We start from the raw sequence: 16,180 nt of genomic DNA on the forward strand, positions 1-16,180 counted from the left end.
GTTGCGTCGGGTTGTCGCCGGACCCACTCGGTCACTGCGTCCAGCCGGTAGGGGATCGCCCCGAGATCACGGGCGCGGTCGCGCCCGGGGCGCGCTTCGGCGATGACAATGGTTTCGGCGGACACGTCGAACCCAATGTAACGGGTATACTGTTCCATGAGACACCAGTCCTTTCGGAAATGTTTTCCAGACACCCGTAGTGTACCCACTACGGATCCGGGAGCCCGACTGGTGTCATCATTCTATCTATGTGGCCATGTAGAAATCGGCGTACTCTCGTCATTTGCCGACTTTACGAAAATCCAGCCTGGTTCAAATGAAGTCTACTGGAAAGGCCCGCGCTATGTTTATCCGTAAGCGTCAAATCATCCCATGCGCATGCTTAACGTCACGAATGATGCACTCCGACCCGTTAGTCCTGCAACTAGCAGCTCTTCAAGGCTACTGAGTGTTGAGATTGCCTGTGGAACGGTCTGCTCAATAGAGACGTATAGAGGGATTTTTCGATCTCGATTAGACGAGGCGCTGAACGTTGTTTGGAAGCATTTCCTGTCCATTCATGACAAGAATTGGTTCCAACGAGGGGTCTCCTAGAACGTCCGGAGGATTGGTCAGGAATCTTTTTGTGAATTTCTGCGGCCCGTGGCCTATTTTCGGCAATCGGCGCAAAAAATAAAAACCCGCAATCGCTTGCAGTGTCTCAAGAAATATTGGCTGGGGAGGCAGGACTCGAACCTGCGCATGCGGGATCCAAAGTCCCGCAAAGTGGTGTTTTTTGCGTCCTAAATCATCACGTCAATTTGCACCAAAACGTTGTCACGACGCCATTTTTCTACCCCACCGATCATTCGTTGCCCTGTAGTTCGACAACGATTTTTGGATCCTTCTGCGGCCCGTCTGCGGCCCGTGAACCAAGAAACGCCGCTTCCATATCGGCAGCCGCCTGCTCCTGCATGTTGGGCAGGAGGTGCCCATAAATCTGGAGCGTAATACTGATGTTCGCATGCCCTAGGCGTTCGCTCACGACTTTAACCGGGACCCCGTTCGCCAACCAAAACGAGGCCATGGCGTGGCGTAAGTCGTGAATGCGAATATCCTGCCGTAATCCGGCTTTCTTGAGGAGCCGCTTAAACGTCGCCCAGACATCGTTGGGCCACAGCAGCCCCCCTTGACGCGTCACAAAGACGTACTCGGGGCTCTTCCACGCACTGCCAGCGGCTTGCCGTTCCAGATCTTGTTGATTGCGATGATCACGGAGCAAATCCAACAAGTACGGCGTCACGGCCAACGTCCGTCGGCCCTGTGCCGTCTTCGGCTCATGAATGCTACGAAATGCCCCGTCTGACGTCACAGTCCGTCGAATGTAGACGATCCTCTGCGCGTCGTCGATATCGGTCCATTGCAGCCCCAATGCCTCACCGCGACGACAACCGCTTAACGCAAGAAAATACCATAGTGCTTTGAGCCGATGGGTGTCCGCGACTTCTAACAATTTTTTGGCCTCGTCGGGCGTGGGAACGGTCTCGACCGGCGGTGTCGTCTTGCGTGGCGGCTTGGCCCGGTCCACCGGATTGAACGGAATCAACCCCCACTCCACCGCGTCGGTCAGCGCATGGCGCACCACGGTATGCGTATGGCGCACAGTGGTCGCCGCTTTGCCTGCACGGGTCATCTCCGTGTAAATCCCTTGAAAGTCCAGCGCCGTCACTGATCGGATCGGTTTCTGAGCCGCAGGGCTGCCCATGATGGGCTTAACATAGCGCCGATACGCAATGAGGGTCGTGTCACGAACTTGCCCTGCCGCCACGTCATTCAACCACCGATTCAGGTACTCCCCCACCGTCTCCTCACTCGGCGGCTTCCGGTTGGGGTCATCGCGATACTTGGCCGCTTCGGTTTCGGCCCACTGTTTCGCTTCGCGTTTACTGTCGAAAGTCTGGGTCAGTTCGTGCCGCTTCCCTGTCTCCAGGTCGTAGCGCACCACCCGGCCTTTCCATCGGCCCGAGGGAAGGCGGCGGGGTTCAACAGCATAGGGGTCTTTTACACGGTTGGGCATAGGGTTGTCATCACCATGTGAAGGGTTCGCGATGGGGGGGAGGAAATCCTGCTGTAGTCAACGCAATCATGGTCGCACCATTCTCTAAGTCACGTCACCCCGTCATTCCTCCTTCTGGCGTTGCCCGGTTTCACAGGAAAAGTCCCGCCAACGCACCCGGCAGCAGGAATGCACTTCGTGCTGTCGAACTAAGTACACGTAATCAATGTCATTTCGCTTGTTCCTTATGAGAGGAAGAATACAATTTTGCAATTAAAACGAGAGCACTTATCTGCAAATCGGGACTTTCGTGATCCATGGACGCGCATTGAACACCTGGTCGGCGCGTATGTGACCGGGTACGTGGTACTATCCGTCATCTTATGGTTCGGCGTGTGGCGCGTCATGCCTCGGCACTTCATCCGCCTATGGGTGGTCGGCAGTGGCGGCGAAGGCATACTCACGGCCATTCTTCTGGTTACGTTGCGCCTCCTTGTACGGCGTCATCTGTGGTGGCCCCTGCACCAACAGGCGGCTCATGACGGCCTGACGGGGTTGTATCGTCCGACTGTATTTTGGGAGCATTTCGGACACCAGGTCGCCTTGGCCTATCGTCACCAACAGCCCCTCGCCTTTGCCTTTTTGGATCTCGATGACTTCAAACAGATTAATGACCACTATGGTCATGCCACCGGAGATGCCGTATTGCGGGCCTTTGGGCAATATCTCCGCCAGCAAGCGCGCGCCGGGGACATCGTAGGTCGGCTCGGAGGCGAGGAGTTTGGATGGCTTCTGCCAGGGGCTACCGTCACCGACGCCCAAGTCGCGGTGGAACGTTTTCTAACCCTTGTGCGCTCGGATCCCATCGAACAGAATCCCGAGATCACGTTTTCCGGCGGTATCGCCGGGTTGACCGGACACGAAACGCACCCTCTCAGCGCCTGGGAACTCGCGGAGGCCGCGGATCGGGCCCTATACCAAGTCAAGGCGGCAGGCAAGGCGCAAATTGTCATGGCATCCTCGCCCTCAACGTAAGCGAGACTCTGTTCCGGCGTATTGACCGGCAATCCCCACCACCTGACACTCTCTTTGTGATCACAAAAGCCCCATCCTCCGCCCGGCATGGTCGCTGCATAGCGCGTCGGCGCCGCGGCGGATCGGGCAGGCACACCCCGATGGGGTGAAACCGTGCCGGGGCGAACCTTTATAGGCATTGCTGTCGATTCCCGTCGAGCGATGGGTAGGATTCCGGTATCCCCTGCTCGCTACACTGGAGAAAAATGGCGGGGGATGACGGATGAGAAACTATATCCACGACGAAGAAGAGCTCGGCCGTGAAGTCGATGCCTGGCTGGCGGCCTTGCGGGCGCAAGGCGTCTCCGAACGGCGAATGCGGGAACTGGCCGGATTGCTGGGGAATGCGATGGCAGATAGCGGACCGCATGATACTGCGGAGGAGCGGGTGCTGCGGCGATTTGAGGCGTGGAGAACAAATTCTCCATAGATAGCCTTCATTTAGGGGCGTCAATGCTAAAATTGTGAAAATAAGATTTCTACGCCGTAATGAAAGAAGGTCATGAAAATGGCACCTCACCGTCACCGCGAGGAAGTTATTAATACCCAACTCGCCGTTCTCCTGTCGAGGTATGGCGTCCATGCTGACGCAGAGGTCATCCTTCAGCGCGGCCAAAGCCGCCCCGACGTGCTGTTTGTGTTACGTGGTCTACGGGTCACCATCGAAGGTAAATTCGCGGACCACAATAATGCGCAAGAGGCCGTGCTGGGGGACGCACAGTCGCGGGTTCGGACGGGTATTGCCCACGTGGCCGCCGCCGTCGTCTATGATGAGACCCTGCGTACTACCCCCACTGACGAGCTTCTTGATCAGTTAGACCGCTCCCCTCTGACATACTGCATCGTATCGGAGTTCGGAATCACCGAGTGGTTTCAGGGCACTCCCGGAGCCTTGATGGACGCCTTGCGACGTGCTCAGGATATCTTGGTGCAAGAAGACATCGTAGCCAAGACGGCCCGATCCCTCGCGGATCGCTTGGACGGCATTGCCACGTTGTGGATCGGCCAAGTCGGGGTGTGTGACCGGCTCTCACAGATTCTGGGCGTCCCCACGCCACCCGGAGAGTCTGCGGAGAAAGCCGAAGCCCGCCGGGAGACGGCGGCGAAAGTTGCCGCGCTGGTGATTGCGAATGCGCTCATTTTTCAGGAACAGCTCGCGACAACCGATGGGCGAATTGATCCGATCCGAAAGCTACTTAGTGCCACCGACGTGGCACGGGCTACACAATCCCAATGGCAATGGATCTGGCAGAACATCAATTACGTCCCCATATTCCAATTAGGTGACCGTGTTCTATTCGAACTCCCAGCGAGCGCCCAGACGCTCTCCGCCCTGAAAGCCCTCGTCCAAGAAGCGGCTGCGATCTGTTCGCACCAGGCCGCGTTACGCCACGACTTGATGGGCCGGATTTACCACTGGTTACTGCACGAGGCCAAGTACCTAGGCACTTTTTACACGGCGGTATCCACGGCAACGCTCCTGTTGAACCTCGCCCTAGCTCAGCCCTGGGATCGCGACTTTGGTGATCCACGCCAGTTGGCCGAATTTCACGTGGCGGATTTAGCGTGCGGAACCGGAACCCTACTCATGGCGGCGTCGCAGGCCATCACCGACCAATACGTCAGGGCCCGAGCAGCAAATGGCCGCACGCTCAACGCGGTGGATTTGCAGACCCTACACCGGACTCTCATGGAAAACATCCTGTATGGCTACGACGTGTTGCCGTCAGCTATCCACCTCACGGCCTCGACCCTGGCGTTGTTGGCCCCAGAAGTAGCGTTTGTCAGAATGAACCTCTACGTGATGCCGATGGGGATGGAGCGAGGCCAAGCCCGCCTGGGCAGTCTCGATTTCCTCGGCAATCGCGATGGTCTGACAACCCAAATTACCCTCGATGACAGTCAACTGGAAATTACCAAAACCGCCGCGAGCAAAGAACTCGTGGGGTCGGCGAAGATTCCGGACTTGGATCTGTGCGTCATGAACCCCCCGTTTGTTCGGAGTGTTGGTGGTAACTTGTTGTTTGGGTCGTTGCCTGATGAACGCGGAAAAATGCAGGCCGCGTTAAAGAAGGTAGTGCGAAATACGCCAGCGTCCATCACGGCCGGCCTTGGGTCGGTCTTTGTGGCGCTGGCCGACCAGCACGTAAAGCCCGGCGGACGGCTCGCGTTTGTTCTGCCGCACGCGCTGGCCAGTGGCGAAGCGTGGGGGGAAACGCGCGCACTGATCGCCGACAAATACCACTTAGAAATGGTTATCACGAGTCACGACGCGGATCGTCCGAACTTTTCGGAGAACACGGACCTGTCCGAACTCCTATTTATCGCCCGAAAGCTAGGGTCTGGAGAAACCCCCGGTGAGACAACATACGTAAGTCTTTGGCACAATCCGACGACCATTCACGGAGCGATGGATTTGGCCGAGCAGATTACCCACACCGGCTCGGGATTTCTTCGAACGGCGACAGGCAGCCACGGCGAACGGTACACGCTACCGAGGGCCAAAGGCCCAGAGAATTGGTTCGGTGCGCTATTTGCACAGGGGCAACTTGCCATGGCATTCGATAGTTTACGAGGCGGCGAAGTTCACATTCCCGGCAAGCCAGCAACCCATGTCCCGTTGTGTCCCCTCCACGAGCTAGGCACACTCGGGCCCGATAGGCGTCGCATCCATGAAGCATTCGACTTATCCTACGACATTCCGTCGTCACACCCCGCATTCTGGGACCATGATGCGAGTGCAGTCCGCACTATCAATCAGACCCCGAATGCATGGCTTCACCCTCGAACGGAGCCCCGCTACGCCGACCGGAAGGCTACCTTAGAATACGAAAAATATCCGTATCACTTATGGACGATGGCCAGTCCCATTGTGCTTGCGGAACGGCTATGGACAATCACCCAAAGAGTTATTGCTGTTAACGTTGAAAAACCCGTCCTAGGAAACACGTGGTGGCCGCTTATAACCAATAGCCTGTCACCGACCCAGCAGAGGGCCCTCCTGCTGTGGTTGAACAGCACTCCGGGCTTACTACTCTTTTATGGCCACCGTGTGGTTACCCGAGGCCCCTGGGTGCAAATGAAGAAACCCGCGTGGCTGGACATGCCCGTGCTAAACGTTAAAGCGTTGCGTGAGGACCAGCTTGCGACGCTTAGCGCCGCATACGACCAACTGGCGGGTCAAGAACTTAAACCCCTTGCGCAACTAGACACCGATAGCACGAGGCAGGCAATCGATGAGGCCCTATGCGCGGCGCTCGACTTGCCGGATCTACAGAGCCTTCGGGAGCTCCTAGCTCGCGAACCAGGGTTAACCGGCAAACCGTTAGGGCGACGAGGAATCCTACAGCAAACGTCTTTATTTCCGGACGTCACAGCAAAACCAGAAGGGCCGACCCAAGATTGGCTGTTTTGATCAGACGCCAACCGCCTGTTGATGCGTCGTTCGATAAGCCACGGAATTGTGAATTATGAGGAGGATTGATTAGGTGTTAGAAAAGATATCGGAGGGCCTTGAAAGGGCCTTCAACGAAGAAATTGCTACCCATCCCGAAATGAAGGAGTATTTATGGTTAGGGGTGGTGGTGATACGACATGAGTCGTTTCCGGCGGAGGTCGGATTCTATACAACACGAAACCCCTTTGTGCATATCCGAAACTCATTGTGGGGGTTCTATCGATGCAAGCCCATCGCATCCGGGGCGTTTTCACAACTGGAAAGAGAGTCCTCTCAAGTGTTGCATGACTTGTTCGTCTACCTTTCGGGGTTATCCTATGATGGACTGTATATGCGCTTGTTGGGTGATGCGTCACAGATTCACATAGGTGAGCAGCCCCTTATGCCCTCTCAAGTTGTCCCCTTTGTCCGTCTCCTGGAAGGGCAGGTCTTGCGAGCCGATCTTATCCAAGAGCATCTCCAAGGACAGTCTGCAATGCAATGGATACAGAACTTGCTGGCACTACCCGGTAACTTCTATAGCGTGGAGACGATAGAGCGACCACCCCTGTAAAATAGGAGGAAGGACCCTCGACGGCAGTTGAGTCTTCACACCGCCGTACACATTTGGGATTCCATACAGGGCATCCCCCTGATCGTATGCGTGCGCAAAACGATTTCCTTAATCGGTACACGTGGGCGCAAAAAAACAGGACCGCAAAGCCTTGTCCGGGCTACGCGGTCCGCATCCGTGGCGATACCCCCATTGTTCGGTACAGGGATTAGCCGGTTGGCGTGGTTGTCTTGACGAACCGTTGGAGGGTGCTTAAGGCCACCCCAGCCTGTGCCGCCGCTTGCCTCCAGGACACACTGCCCGACTGCAACAGGGGCAGCACGCGGGCCATGCGGGCCTGTTTCTGGGGGTCGATCCCCTTGGGTCGCCCAATGGCCTTCCCTTCCTTCCGCGCTCGTTCCATGCCCGCAATCACCCGCTCGCGAATCATCTCCAACTCAAATTCGGCCAGACTGGCTAATAGGTTCAGGAGGAGACGCCCCAAGGCGGTGGTCGTGTCGAATCCCTCTTGGGCGCTGAGAAAGCCGACGTGGAGGGGGTCCCACACCGCCAGGGTGTCGTGCATGTGCTTGACCGAGCGGAAGGCCCGGTCGAGTTTGAACACGAGTACCGCGTCAAACCGATGCCGGAGGGCATCGTCGTTCAGGGCTTTCCATGCCGTGCGGTGGCCCAAATCATTGGCCGATGCCGTATCCACGTACTCTCTTGTGATATGCCAATCCGGGTGAGCCGCCACAAAGTCCCGCAGGCGCAGCAACTGGGTCTCGGGATTTTGATCTTTGTCGCGGGTGGATACCCGCGCATAGAGCGCCACTCTCACGCGCCGCCGCCTCCTTCCTCTCGCGCCATCCGCTCCTCCACGGCGCGCCGAATGTACGCCATGCGACTCTCCCCGACCGCTTGGGCCGCCGCGTCGAGCCGGGCAATCCAGTCGCGCCGGGCGCGAACCGACACGTGCACGTTGTCCGGCGTATGTCGATCTCGTTTGCGATCCTTGTGATCTTTCATGGACACCCTCCCCCTCCAGTATCGCGGGTGGACTGCCCACCCGTCAACGCCATTGAAAACTTTGCCAATACGGGCCACACTCCGCTAGAATAGAAAGAAAGTGGTGGGCACCCCACCATCAAAGGAGCGATGCGATATGTCCACAGTCGGTACGCACGTGGGGACTTGGGGCCTCAAATTGCTGATTCTCGTGGCTCTCTGGCATTTCCTCGTCCACCCCTGGGTCGTGCGTCATCTTGCGGCGGAGTTCGGGTCCCTGCCCGGTGGCAGCGCGCTCTTCACCAATCCGGGGACGGCCCTGCGGCAGTTGTTGGGCCCATTGCCATAAGGGGGGTGACACCATGATTCGACACCATACGCCGTTTGACCGTCCGCGCGGGTTCGCGGGACCTCGCCGTGAGCGCATCGTGTACTCCAACCGCCACCCGGACGGGCGACGCTGGCAGGAGCCGCTGTCGCCGGAAGAAGTCGCCCGCACGCTCCGGGCGATTCAGGAACAGACCCCCGAACAGGGGAACTAATATTTCCTCACACTCCCCAGTCGCGGAGGACACGCAGTCCGGACGCTGCTGGGGAGTCCTGTCTTTACAACCGGTCCAGGGCGTCGTGGGTGCCGACCCCCAGCACGAGGATGTCGTTCGGCCCTGCGCCTCGGTACAGCAACCGCAAGTCCCGCGACACGCGCAGTTCCCGAACATCCGTGCGCCGCGTGAGCTTTTTGCGGAGGCCCCGGCCCGCCCGCAATTTGCCGAGGGCCAAGGCGACACGATGCTGGTTGTCAGGTGCCAAACGACGCCATTGCCGCCGAAAACGGGGCGTGAGCTCTATTTCCACGCCCTCACCTCCTCCCTCAAAAAAAGATGGGGGACAGCGCGGGCTGCCCCCCTATGCACGGCTATTCGGCCTCGAATTCATCCTCATCCTCCGCTTCGGCTTCTTCCTCTTCCGCCACCGGTTGTTGGGCGGCGTGTTGTTGCATGTGCATGCGGCGCTGCACCACATCGCCCCAATCTTTTAACCCCTCAGGGGGTAGGAGGCGCTCGCACGTTTGGCCGGGCGCCAGACCCCGCCGGATGACCTGCTCGAAGGCATCGCCCCCAGCATCCCGATCCACGGCGATCATGACGTGGGGGAATCCCGCCCACATGGCGGGTGTCCAGCCTGCCGCGCCGCCGGATGACCGGATGGTAATGTTCTCCGCTCGTCCCTCCCGCCACAGCAAGTCCATCAGCGCCATGGCATCAATCGGCGCTTCCACCAGTGCGACGGTTTCCGTGCCCCGCCCGATGCTAAACCACCCCGCTTTGCTGTCGGATCCGCGGACCACCCCTTTGGTTGGCAGCCGATACGATTCGCCGGAGCGGGTGGTGCGCAGGGGCGGCTCCCGGTCCGCCTCCGGCCAACGGCGCGTGTAGCCGGTGATCTGCTGCGTGGACGGGTTGCGATGAGGAAAGACAATGAACCCGTCGCGGTCCGCCCAAATCAAATGCTTCTGGATGGCCGCCCGCACGACACGCGGATCGATTCCCCGTTCTTGACTCAAGTAGCCCAAGCACACCCGCAAGCTCTGCTGGGGCGGCTGGGGCCGAGGATGAAACAGTGTCTTCGGATGTTGAGCGGCCTGTGCCGCCTTCCATTGATGACCCGCCGCTCCCGCCGCGATTGCCGCCGGATCAATCTGGGCCACCTGCTGCCGCGCGCTGCGGAAATCCGGGGCCGCGCCCGATTTCACCAGAAAGGTGATGGCTCCGCGCCCCCCACCATCCGCGCTATTATGGAAATGGAATCGATCCCCATCGACGGCGGCTTTCACGTTGAGCTTGCGTCCGTCGGGCAGTTCCCACCGCTCCCATCCAGAACCTTGTTTTTCACGAACTGCCTCGGAGCCAGGAAATGCTGCGGGGATCACGACATCGAGCGGCGTGCGGTTAAGCCGGTCCGTCTCGTCGCGCCACGCGTCCAAGCGCGATGCATTGTGTGCGGTTGCCATACGCAATGCCTCCTTTGCGAATGTCTGCGGCCAGCATGGTGACCGGTCGCCCCCCCTGTCAAAGCTGTCCCAAGCCACAAAAAAACCCCCGGCACGGGGCCGAGGGCCAGTCAGGATTCGGATTCTAACGGCGGTGCCAGCGGGCGGCCCGCCAGATCGCCCACAGCATCATTCCGGCAAAGAACCAATTGACCGGGCGATTGAGGTGGGTCACGTCGAACAGGAGCCAAAACGTATGGTATAGCATTAGTGACCACCCCCCTCGCGCTCCACTGGGGCTGGGCGAGGCCCCCGCTCGCGCAAGAACGTCAGCGCGGCGGCATCCGCCGCCACCGCCGCTTGGGCGGCCAACCGGATAACGATGGGGTCGTCCGGCGGAAGGCCAGTATAATCCGCCGCCGCCTTCCGGTACCGATGATTGTGCTCAGGAAACATATCCATCCCCCTTTCTGTATCGGAGGCCGACTATTTCATTTCCGCCCACCGACTCAGCGCCGCGTGCGCGGTGACCAGCCAATGGACCACGGTACTCGTCCCGAGCCGATCCGCGATGAGTGGGGTGCCCGCAAGCCATATCACCCCGGCCACGATAGCGGCAATCAGCGCCAATCGCAGGACAGTCGCCACCACATCCCCTACGGTTGCCACAACTTCCAAAATCGACCGCACGGTGCGTCCTACTGCGCGCCCTCCCGAAATCCGGGGGGCGGGGGCTGGCGGCGCGGCCTGAACGACGACTGTGGGCCCGGGCCCCGTCACGGGGGGTGTTGGTGTAACTCCTTCTGGGCTTGCTGGTGTGGGCGTCGGGGCCGGTGATGCAAGCGGCGGGCGCTGTTTCATGCGCCAGCGATACCCGCCCCACACCGTGCCGGCCACTACAACGGCCCAGACTGCGTAAAACATGCGTTTTATCCCCCTTTCGTCATCACGTGCTGAACCAGACGGTGGATCGGTCCGCTGAGGAGCAGTGCGCCGAGCCAATGCCACGCCAGCACCCCAACCAGAAACAGCCCAACAGCCAGCGCCGTCGGCTTCAACGCTTGCTTGGCCCGCTGCACGATCCGCCGTCGGCGCAGCGGGGGCGGGGTGTCCGGCAGAACGGTCTCCAGCAACTCCGCGAGTGGTCCCGCCGCCGCCTCTGCCGTCAAATCCGCTGGCAGTACGACCACGGTGGCGGGCCACGGGGCGGCGTGCGCGATGCCGGGGTCTCCCCCCACGATGGCGAAGGCATCGGGGCCGGGCCGCTCATGGGGCGGCGTCTCAGGGGACGCGGTGAGCGCCGACCACGGCCAGGCCCCGGCTAATCGAGTCCGCACGGGTGGGAGAACGGCAATCAGCCGGTCCGCCGCCTGCCAAGCCTCACGCACCTCTTTCAGCGGGATCACCGGAACCCCAGCATCCACGACCACATAGGCAAAGCGCCGGGACCAGACGACGCCTGCAATATCAACGGCGTGATTCCGGCGTTCGGGGAAGACGGTAATCCCCTGCCATTCCGATGCGGCGTCTTCCTCTGGTGCCACGCCGATCAGCGTTTGGAGGGGGGTGGGGCCATACAAGGGCTCCGGCAGCGGGGCCGCTTCCACGAGCGCGGTCGCTCCCCACTGAGACAGGTAGCGAGCCGCCCCGACCGCAAGCGTGGTTGTGCCTGCGCCGGGCACGGTGCCCACGACGACCACCAAAACAGGACGGTTGGTGAGCGGGACGCGCCGCTCCACTTCAACCACCGTGGTCGTGGGCCGCCCCCGAGCGGGCTCCTCCTCATCGAGCGGCGCTCCCTGCAAGCCGGTCCAGCGGAGCGCGTCGGCGATGGTCGCGGGGTGACGGATCACCGACTCCACCTCGGTGCCCGGCCCCACCACGTCATACACGCCGAGTTGCACCCAACTGGCTAGTTCCGGATTGGGGGGTGCCAATTCCCCGGAAATTTCCACCACAATGCGGGTGGTGGGGCGTTGCGCCCGGTACTGCACGAGCGGGCGGACGCTGTGGTCGGCGTCGGCCCATCGCATCCAGATGCCGTCGTAGGCGGTGCGTGCCGCCGTTTGCCAACCCTCGGCGTCCGCGTCGGGCACTGTATCCACCGTGTGCCCGGCCTGTTCGAGCGCTTGCGGGCGCTCATCCTCGGGCTGATAGCCCATCATCAGCCATCGCATAAAATATCACCTCCTATACATAGAAAAAGCCCCACTCCCGAAGGAGCAGGGCGAATAGCCAGTGTTTTCTATCTTTGGTAAGTTATCCGGGCGTTCTAAGCGCCTTTCAGATTACGGCATTGGTGTTTGCCCCTTCCCCCCATTACAAGAGGCTCGGCGGCGTTTCTACGATGGTGTTCAGCGAACCCATGCGCGACACGAATCCGACCAGCCCATGCAACCCGGCAGGGGCGTTGTGGGCATCGAACGCGGCTTCCAGTCCGTAGTAGCCACTGAACTGCCCAGTGTAACTCTGTTGGAAGAGCGTGAGCCCCACGGTCGGTTGGAAGAGCGGGCTCGCGTTGGCGGGGGCGGTGCTCAGCGTCCACCCTTCCGGGTCCGCGACTTTGCCCTGCAATCCTGCCCACGTGATGTTGCCCACGGTGTCGGTTGGGCCGGATTCGCCCAAATGCAAGCTGTACGCCATGATAATACTTTCCCGAATCGCGGGTGGGAGTGCGCTCGGCGGTTCGCCGGGCAGGGTGGTCGGAATCCAGTACCAGCGCCCAGACCCCGTTTTCTCCCCAAACCACAGGGTCGGAGACGTGCTGGGTTCCCCATTCATGCTCATGCCCAACGGCTCGACGGCCCATTGGGTGTCTTTCGCCCAGGGCAGGGTGACCACTTGCAATGCGACCGGTGGTGCCTTGTGCGTGACCGCCGTAAAGCTCGCGGTCACGCTGCCCGCCGCTGACCCGCTCACTGGAATGGTGGGAGCGTTTTTCGGAATGGGCGGTGCTTTCGGCTTGGGCTTGGTCGGAGCTTTAGTCTTCGGGGGCGGTGGTGCTTTCGGTTTCTGGTGGTGGTGGTGGTGAACCGTTGACGGGGCACTCACCGGATGAGGGTGAGCTTGAGTCATCACGAGGCCGACTCCGCCCACCACGATGACCCCGCCGATTGCCACGAAATAGCGAGCCTTCATAAACTCCTCTCCTTCTGTGATTACGATTTCGGGGCCTCTTGCGCCACGACGTGCATCTCCGCCACCATTTGATCGGCATACGCGGCCACCGTTTCGGAATTCCCCCCCGCCGGTACAAAGTCGTACAACGCGGACACCTGACTCCACGTCATGCCGGGCTGATATCCCGGTGGCAAACTCCCGTAGTAATACTCCGCAAAGGCCATATGCCACGATCCGGTTTGGTGGTACAACTCCGCCAGTAGCTCCGCCCCGAGAATGAGATTCTCTTGGGGGTTGTGCCGGGCGCCGGGATAGTAGCCGGGCAATCCCTGGGCAGTCGCCGGTTCGATCTGCATCAGGCCGTAGGCCCCGCTGGTGTCACCGTTGGCGTACAAATTCGGGATGCCGCCCGATTCGTGCAGCATCACGGCCCCACTGGCGTCTTCAAACTGAGTCAACGAGGGCATGCCAGCTCCGGCTTTCTGAGCGGCTATACCAATGTCCGGCCACCACTTTTTCAGCGCCTGGGGATTGCTCAAGAGGTGCCACACGGTGCCGCCGCCGCCCCCCGCCGCTTCCGGCCACGGGATGGTGTCAATGGCCCCGTCCGGCCATCGAGCGGTAATGCTTTTCAACGCATCAGGCCCGGTGAGCGGGACTCGCGCGCCCCACACCGTGCCTCCCGCCCACACGGGCACTGCACTGCCGGAGACAGCGGACGAGGTGAATGGCACGTTGTGGCCGGACTTCTCGGTGCCCCACACCTGAATCGGCCCGCTGAGGTCGGTGTAGCTCAGGTCATGCGGAATGACTTTCTTGGTTAACTTCCCGGTTTTCGGGTTCTTCACCATCTCCACGGTCGGCGGCTTCCACGCATGAGATCCCCTGAGCCCAGTCGGTGCGCTGCCCACAGCAAACACCCACTCCGGCGAATGGCCGGGGTCGGTGAATTGGCCGGTTTTGTGCGACCACGGGGCCAAAGCCCATGCGCCCAACTGCGGCCCTGCGTCATACTGCTGTACCAGCGACCGAATCGTGTCCGCATACCCTGCGCTCTGCCAGCCGGGGGGCGCTTGATCGGCGGCGTGAAAGGCCGTGAGTCCGGATTTCCAGTCGCCCGTGAGGTACTGCCCCAGCGCCCGCAACCCGGTAGACACATTCCAGCTCACCGAATGGGGGTCTTGATTTTTCGGGATCAAATGGCTGTGGCTCCCGAGCCCGAATAGTCCATAGCCAATACCGAGCGTCCGCACGTTGTGAGATCCGATGCCCAACACGCCGGGGTGATAGGCTTTGGAACATGCCTCCCCCGCACTCTGCTGATTTGAACAGTAATACCGATCACCATACGCCTCCCCGTCGCTGGCTTGCTCAATCGCGGCCAGGGCCACCACATTCGGCACGCCGTTGATTGCCGCGTCCTGGCTGGCAATCGACAGCCATTCGGCGGGCCGACTCATCGGGGTGGCGATTGCGGGGGGCGAGGGGCCGAAGAACCCCGCGGCCCATTGGCCGATGCCCGCCAGCAAGCTCAGTCCGGCGATCACGGCGATAATCATCAGCAGGATCGGGGCGACCACCCCGATCCCGCCGCCGATGAGCCAGGAGAATAGCCGCTTGGCGCCTTCTCGCTCCGCCGCCCCAATCAGGCGTTGGTCGAGCGTTTTGTCCTCGGCCATTAGTCGTCACCCGGCTCGTACTCGGATTCCGGCTCTGTCCGCTCAGTGGGATGGGCGATCCGGGCTTGAATCTGCCGTTCGAGCTCGATGGTGCTCTGCTCCGGGTGGTTCAGCCCCTCGCGGAATGGCCCCTCGGTCACGGAGGCATGCTGGGCGCTCAGGTAGACCAACGCGCCTAAGTGCTGCGGCTCCCCGCCCATGGCGGCAGCCGCTCCCGCCAGAATCATCTGTTCCGGGGGGTACACGGGGCGGCTATCACCGTAAGTGGCGCGGACCACGGTCCGGTTGGAGATCGTGTTTTCTATGCGGTCCTCCACCGACAAATTTGCACTGCCGCGCACCAGTTCGGGGTGATCAAGGATCAACCACACCGCTTGCCCGCTCAGCGTCTCTTCGACTTCGCGCAGGACGGCCAACGTGTCGAGCAGACGGCCCAACTTTTCACTATCCCGAGGATTCACCTCGGGGCGCTCGGGGTGGACCGCGTGGGCGTCCATCCCGAACCGCGATTGAATGGCAGCGGCGAGGTCCTCCGCGTGCTGCTCGGTGCCGGGTTCGCTGATAATTTTGATGCGGCTAGACATGTGAATCACCTCCCACGAAATAAAAAAAGCCCCGCTCCCGTGGGAGCAGGGCATTGGAACCGTTACGACTTGCCGTACATGATTTGTGATTCGTGTGGGGCGGTATCCACGGTGATCCACGCGCGCTGATTGCCCGCGATGAGCAGCCCTTCCCCGACGCGGGCATTGGTGAGCTTGTCCTGCTCCGCGTCGCTGAGACTAAAGAGCTCCGTCAGCGCCTGCAAATCTTTGCCGCCTTGGCGGAGAAGAAACGTGAACGCCGAGTTGGTCAGCACTTGCTCACCGTCTCCCGCAATCGCGGGTGCGAGGAAGTCCGCGATGTTCTGGGTCACGACCATGAAAGAGCCACCGTACTTCCGGATGCGCTTCGACAGGCTCTTCATGAACTTCAGGGCCTCGGGGGCTTGGGCATCAATCAACATCCACGCCTCGTCCACCACGAGCAGCTTGCGCTCGCTGCGGTCCGCTCGCACCAGATCCCAGAGGTACCCGAGGACGTTCAGATACTGCGCCCGGCGCACGGTGTCCGGCGCATCCTGTAAATCGTGGATGTCCAGTACCACAAAGTCGGTATCCGTGGTGGCAGGCACGGTGCTGGGCCCGGCCCAGAGGTCAGCCAAGACCCCTTCGCCCGCCGTGCGCAGGAGGGCCGTCAGCGTGGCCCATTCCGGCCCGGTTTGCGCTTGGCAGTAAGCATACAC

Annotated in this window: 19 protein-coding genes and 1 tRNA gene; 6 read left to right on the forward strand and 14 right to left on the reverse strand. The window is 60.7% G+C overall.

Going from position 1 to position 16,180, the window contains the following annotated elements:
• Positions 1-711: 711 nt before the first annotated feature.
• Positions 712-843 (reverse strand) — tRNA-Gln (locus tag HIJ39_RS16740).
• Between the two features lies 1 nt (position 844).
• Positions 845-2,056 (reverse strand): tyrosine-type recombinase/integrase, encoded by a 1,212-nt coding sequence (locus HIJ39_RS16745; RefSeq protein ID WP_169101699.1) that lies wholly within the window; start codon positions 2,054-2,056, stop codon positions 845-847.
• Between the two features lie 246 nt (positions 2,057-2,302).
• Here HIJ39_RS16745 and HIJ39_RS16750 point away from each other — a divergent pair, with 246 nt between their 5' ends.
• From HIJ39_RS16750 to HIJ39_RS16765, 4 genes are all read left to right on the forward strand, one after another.
• Positions 2,303-3,070 (forward strand): GGDEF domain-containing protein, encoded by a 768-nt coding sequence (locus HIJ39_RS16750; RefSeq protein WP_169101701.1) that lies wholly within the window; start codon positions 2,303-2,305, stop codon positions 3,068-3,070.
• Between the two features lie 262 nt (positions 3,071-3,332).
• Positions 3,333-3,539, forward strand: a complete 207-nt coding sequence (locus HIJ39_RS16755) for a hypothetical protein (protein ID WP_169101703.1) — start codon at positions 3,333-3,335, stop codon at positions 3,537-3,539.
• 78 nt (positions 3,540-3,617) lie between these two features.
• A complete protein-coding gene (locus HIJ39_RS16760; RefSeq protein ID WP_169101705.1) occupies positions 3,618-6,524 on the forward strand; it encodes an N-6 DNA methylase in 2,907 nt (968 codons plus the stop codon).
• 73 nt (positions 6,525-6,597) lie between these two features.
• Positions 6,598-7,119: a hypothetical protein gene (locus HIJ39_RS16765; protein WP_169101707.1), complete on the forward strand. Its 522-nt coding sequence runs from the start codon at positions 6,598-6,600 to the stop codon at positions 7,117-7,119.
• Positions 7,120-7,327: 208 nt separating this feature from the next.
• Here HIJ39_RS16765 and HIJ39_RS16770 read toward each other — a convergent pair whose 3' ends face one another.
• Together HIJ39_RS16770 and HIJ39_RS24295 are read right to left on the reverse strand one after the other, a co-directional pair.
• On the reverse strand, positions 7,328-7,939 hold the full coding sequence (locus tag HIJ39_RS16770; RefSeq protein ID WP_338055220.1) for a recombinase family protein: 612 nt from the start codon (positions 7,937-7,939) through the stop codon (positions 7,328-7,330).
• Positions 7,936-8,127, reverse strand: a complete 192-nt coding sequence (locus HIJ39_RS24295; RefSeq protein ID WP_169101709.1) for a hypothetical protein — start codon at positions 8,125-8,127, stop codon at positions 7,936-7,938. Before HIJ39_RS24295 ends, HIJ39_RS16770 begins: the two co-directional genes overlap by 4 nt.
• 136 nt (positions 8,128-8,263) lie before the next feature.
• Here HIJ39_RS24295 and HIJ39_RS16780 point away from each other — a divergent pair, with 136 nt between their 5' ends.
• Positions 8,264-8,455 carry a hypothetical protein gene (locus HIJ39_RS16780; protein ID WP_169101711.1) on the forward strand — a complete coding sequence of 64 codons (192 nt, stop codon included), beginning with the start codon at positions 8,264-8,266 and terminating at the stop codon, positions 8,453-8,455.
• A gap of 13 nt (positions 8,456-8,468) precedes the next feature.
• The gene (locus HIJ39_RS16785; RefSeq protein WP_169101713.1) at positions 8,469-8,648 is read left to right on the forward strand and encodes a hypothetical protein; all 180 of its coding nucleotides are present in this window, start codon (positions 8,469-8,471) and stop codon (positions 8,646-8,648) included.
• A 64-nt stretch (positions 8,649-8,712) separates the two neighbouring features.
• Here the strand turns inward: HIJ39_RS16785 and HIJ39_RS16790 are convergent, their stop codons facing one another.
• The 10 genes from HIJ39_RS16790 to HIJ39_RS16830 all read right to left on the reverse strand — a co-directional run.
• Positions 8,713-8,961 carry a hypothetical protein gene (locus HIJ39_RS16790; protein ID WP_169101715.1) on the reverse strand — a complete coding sequence of 83 codons (249 nt, stop codon included), beginning with the start codon at positions 8,959-8,961 and terminating at the stop codon, positions 8,713-8,715.
• Between the two features lie 61 nt (positions 8,962-9,022).
• A complete protein-coding gene (locus HIJ39_RS16795) occupies positions 9,023-10,117 on the reverse strand; it encodes a DUF3991 and TOPRIM domain-containing protein (protein ID WP_169101717.1) in 1,095 nt (364 codons plus the stop codon).
• 124 nt (positions 10,118-10,241) lie between these two features.
• Positions 10,242-10,364: a hypothetical protein gene (locus HIJ39_RS24670; protein WP_275107364.1), complete on the reverse strand. Its 123-nt coding sequence runs from the start codon at positions 10,362-10,364 to the stop codon at positions 10,242-10,244.
• Complete coding sequence (locus HIJ39_RS16800) at positions 10,364-10,552, reverse strand: hypothetical protein (RefSeq protein ID WP_169101719.1); 189 nt, start codon at positions 10,550-10,552, stop codon at positions 10,364-10,366. Before HIJ39_RS16800 ends, HIJ39_RS24670 begins: the two co-directional genes overlap by 1 nt.
• Positions 10,553-10,582: 30 nt before the next feature.
• Positions 10,583-11,020 (reverse strand): hypothetical protein, encoded by a 438-nt coding sequence (locus tag HIJ39_RS16805; RefSeq protein WP_169101721.1) that lies wholly within the window; start codon positions 11,018-11,020, stop codon positions 10,583-10,585.
• Positions 11,021-11,025: 5 nt separating this feature from the next.
• Positions 11,026-12,273, reverse strand: coding sequence for a hypothetical protein (locus tag HIJ39_RS16810; protein WP_169101723.1), 1,248 nt, complete (start codon positions 12,271-12,273; stop codon positions 11,026-11,028).
• A 142-nt stretch (positions 12,274-12,415) separates the two neighbouring features.
• Positions 12,416-13,234, reverse strand: coding sequence for a hypothetical protein (locus tag HIJ39_RS16815; RefSeq protein WP_169101725.1), 819 nt, complete (start codon positions 13,232-13,234; stop codon positions 12,416-12,418).
• A 20-nt stretch (positions 13,235-13,254) separates the two neighbouring features.
• Positions 13,255-14,895 (reverse strand): lytic transglycosylase domain-containing protein, encoded by a 1,641-nt coding sequence (locus HIJ39_RS23775; protein WP_207711745.1) that lies wholly within the window; start codon positions 14,893-14,895, stop codon positions 13,255-13,257.
• Positions 14,895-15,479, reverse strand: coding sequence for a hypothetical protein (locus tag HIJ39_RS16825; RefSeq protein ID WP_169101727.1), 585 nt, complete (start codon positions 15,477-15,479; stop codon positions 14,895-14,897). Before HIJ39_RS16825 ends, HIJ39_RS23775 begins: the two co-directional genes overlap by 1 nt.
• Positions 15,480-15,541: 62 nt before the next feature.
• Positions 15,542-16,180: TraG/VirB4 family ATPase (locus HIJ39_RS16830; RefSeq protein ID WP_476718345.1), on the reverse strand; the 639-nt coding region annotated here is incomplete at its 5' end.

This window comes from Sulfobacillus harzensis (assembly GCF_012933365.1).
GTDB classification, from domain to species: Bacteria; Bacillota; Sulfobacillia; order Sulfobacillales; family Sulfobacillaceae; genus Sulfobacillus_B; species Sulfobacillus_B harzensis.

Excerpts from the sequence above, each read along its gene's own strand:
- HIJ39_RS16745 (WP_169101699.1), bottom strand. The coding sequence starts at position 2,056 with ATGCCCAACCGTGTAAAAGACCCCTATGCTGTTGAACCCCGCCGCCTT.
- HIJ39_RS16760 (WP_169101705.1), top strand. The coding sequence starts at position 3,618 with ATGGCACCTCACCGTCACCGCGAGGAAGTTATTAATACCCAACTCGCC.
- HIJ39_RS16755 (WP_169101703.1), top strand. The coding sequence starts at position 3,333 with ATGAGAAACTATATCCACGACGAAGAAGAGCTCGGCCGTGAAGTCGAT.
- HIJ39_RS24670 (WP_275107364.1), bottom strand. The coding sequence starts at position 10,364 with ATGCTATACCATACGTTTTGGCTCCTGTTCGACGTGACCCACCTCAAT.
- HIJ39_RS24295 (WP_169101709.1), bottom strand. The coding sequence starts at position 8,127 with ATGAAAGATCACAAGGATCGCAAACGAGATCGACATACGCCGGACAAC.
- HIJ39_RS16780 (WP_169101711.1), top strand. The coding sequence starts at position 8,264 with ATGTCCACAGTCGGTACGCACGTGGGGACTTGGGGCCTCAAATTGCTG.
- HIJ39_RS16810 (WP_169101723.1), bottom strand. The coding sequence starts at position 12,273 with ATGCGATGGCTGATGATGGGCTATCAGCCCGAGGATGAGCGCCCGCAA.
- HIJ39_RS16815 (WP_169101725.1), bottom strand. The coding sequence starts at position 13,234 with ATGAAGGCTCGCTATTTCGTGGCAATCGGCGGGGTCATCGTGGTGGGC.
- HIJ39_RS23775 (WP_207711745.1), bottom strand. The coding sequence starts at position 14,895 with ATGGCCGAGGACAAAACGCTCGACCAACGCCTGATTGGGGCGGCGGAG.
- HIJ39_RS16795 (WP_169101717.1), bottom strand. The coding sequence starts at position 10,117 with ATGGCAACCGCACACAATGCATCGCGCTTGGACGCGTGGCGCGACGAG.
- HIJ39_RS16805 (WP_169101721.1), bottom strand. The coding sequence starts at position 11,020 with ATGTTTTACGCAGTCTGGGCCGTTGTAGTGGCCGGCACGGTGTGGGGC.
- HIJ39_RS16785 (WP_169101713.1), top strand. The coding sequence starts at position 8,469 with ATGATTCGACACCATACGCCGTTTGACCGTCCGCGCGGGTTCGCGGGA.
- HIJ39_RS16800 (WP_169101719.1), bottom strand. The coding sequence starts at position 10,552 with ATGTTTCCTGAGCACAATCATCGGTACCGGAAGGCGGCGGCGGATTAT.
- HIJ39_RS16825 (WP_169101727.1), bottom strand. The coding sequence starts at position 15,479 with ATGTCTAGCCGCATCAAAATTATCAGCGAACCCGGCACCGAGCAGCAC.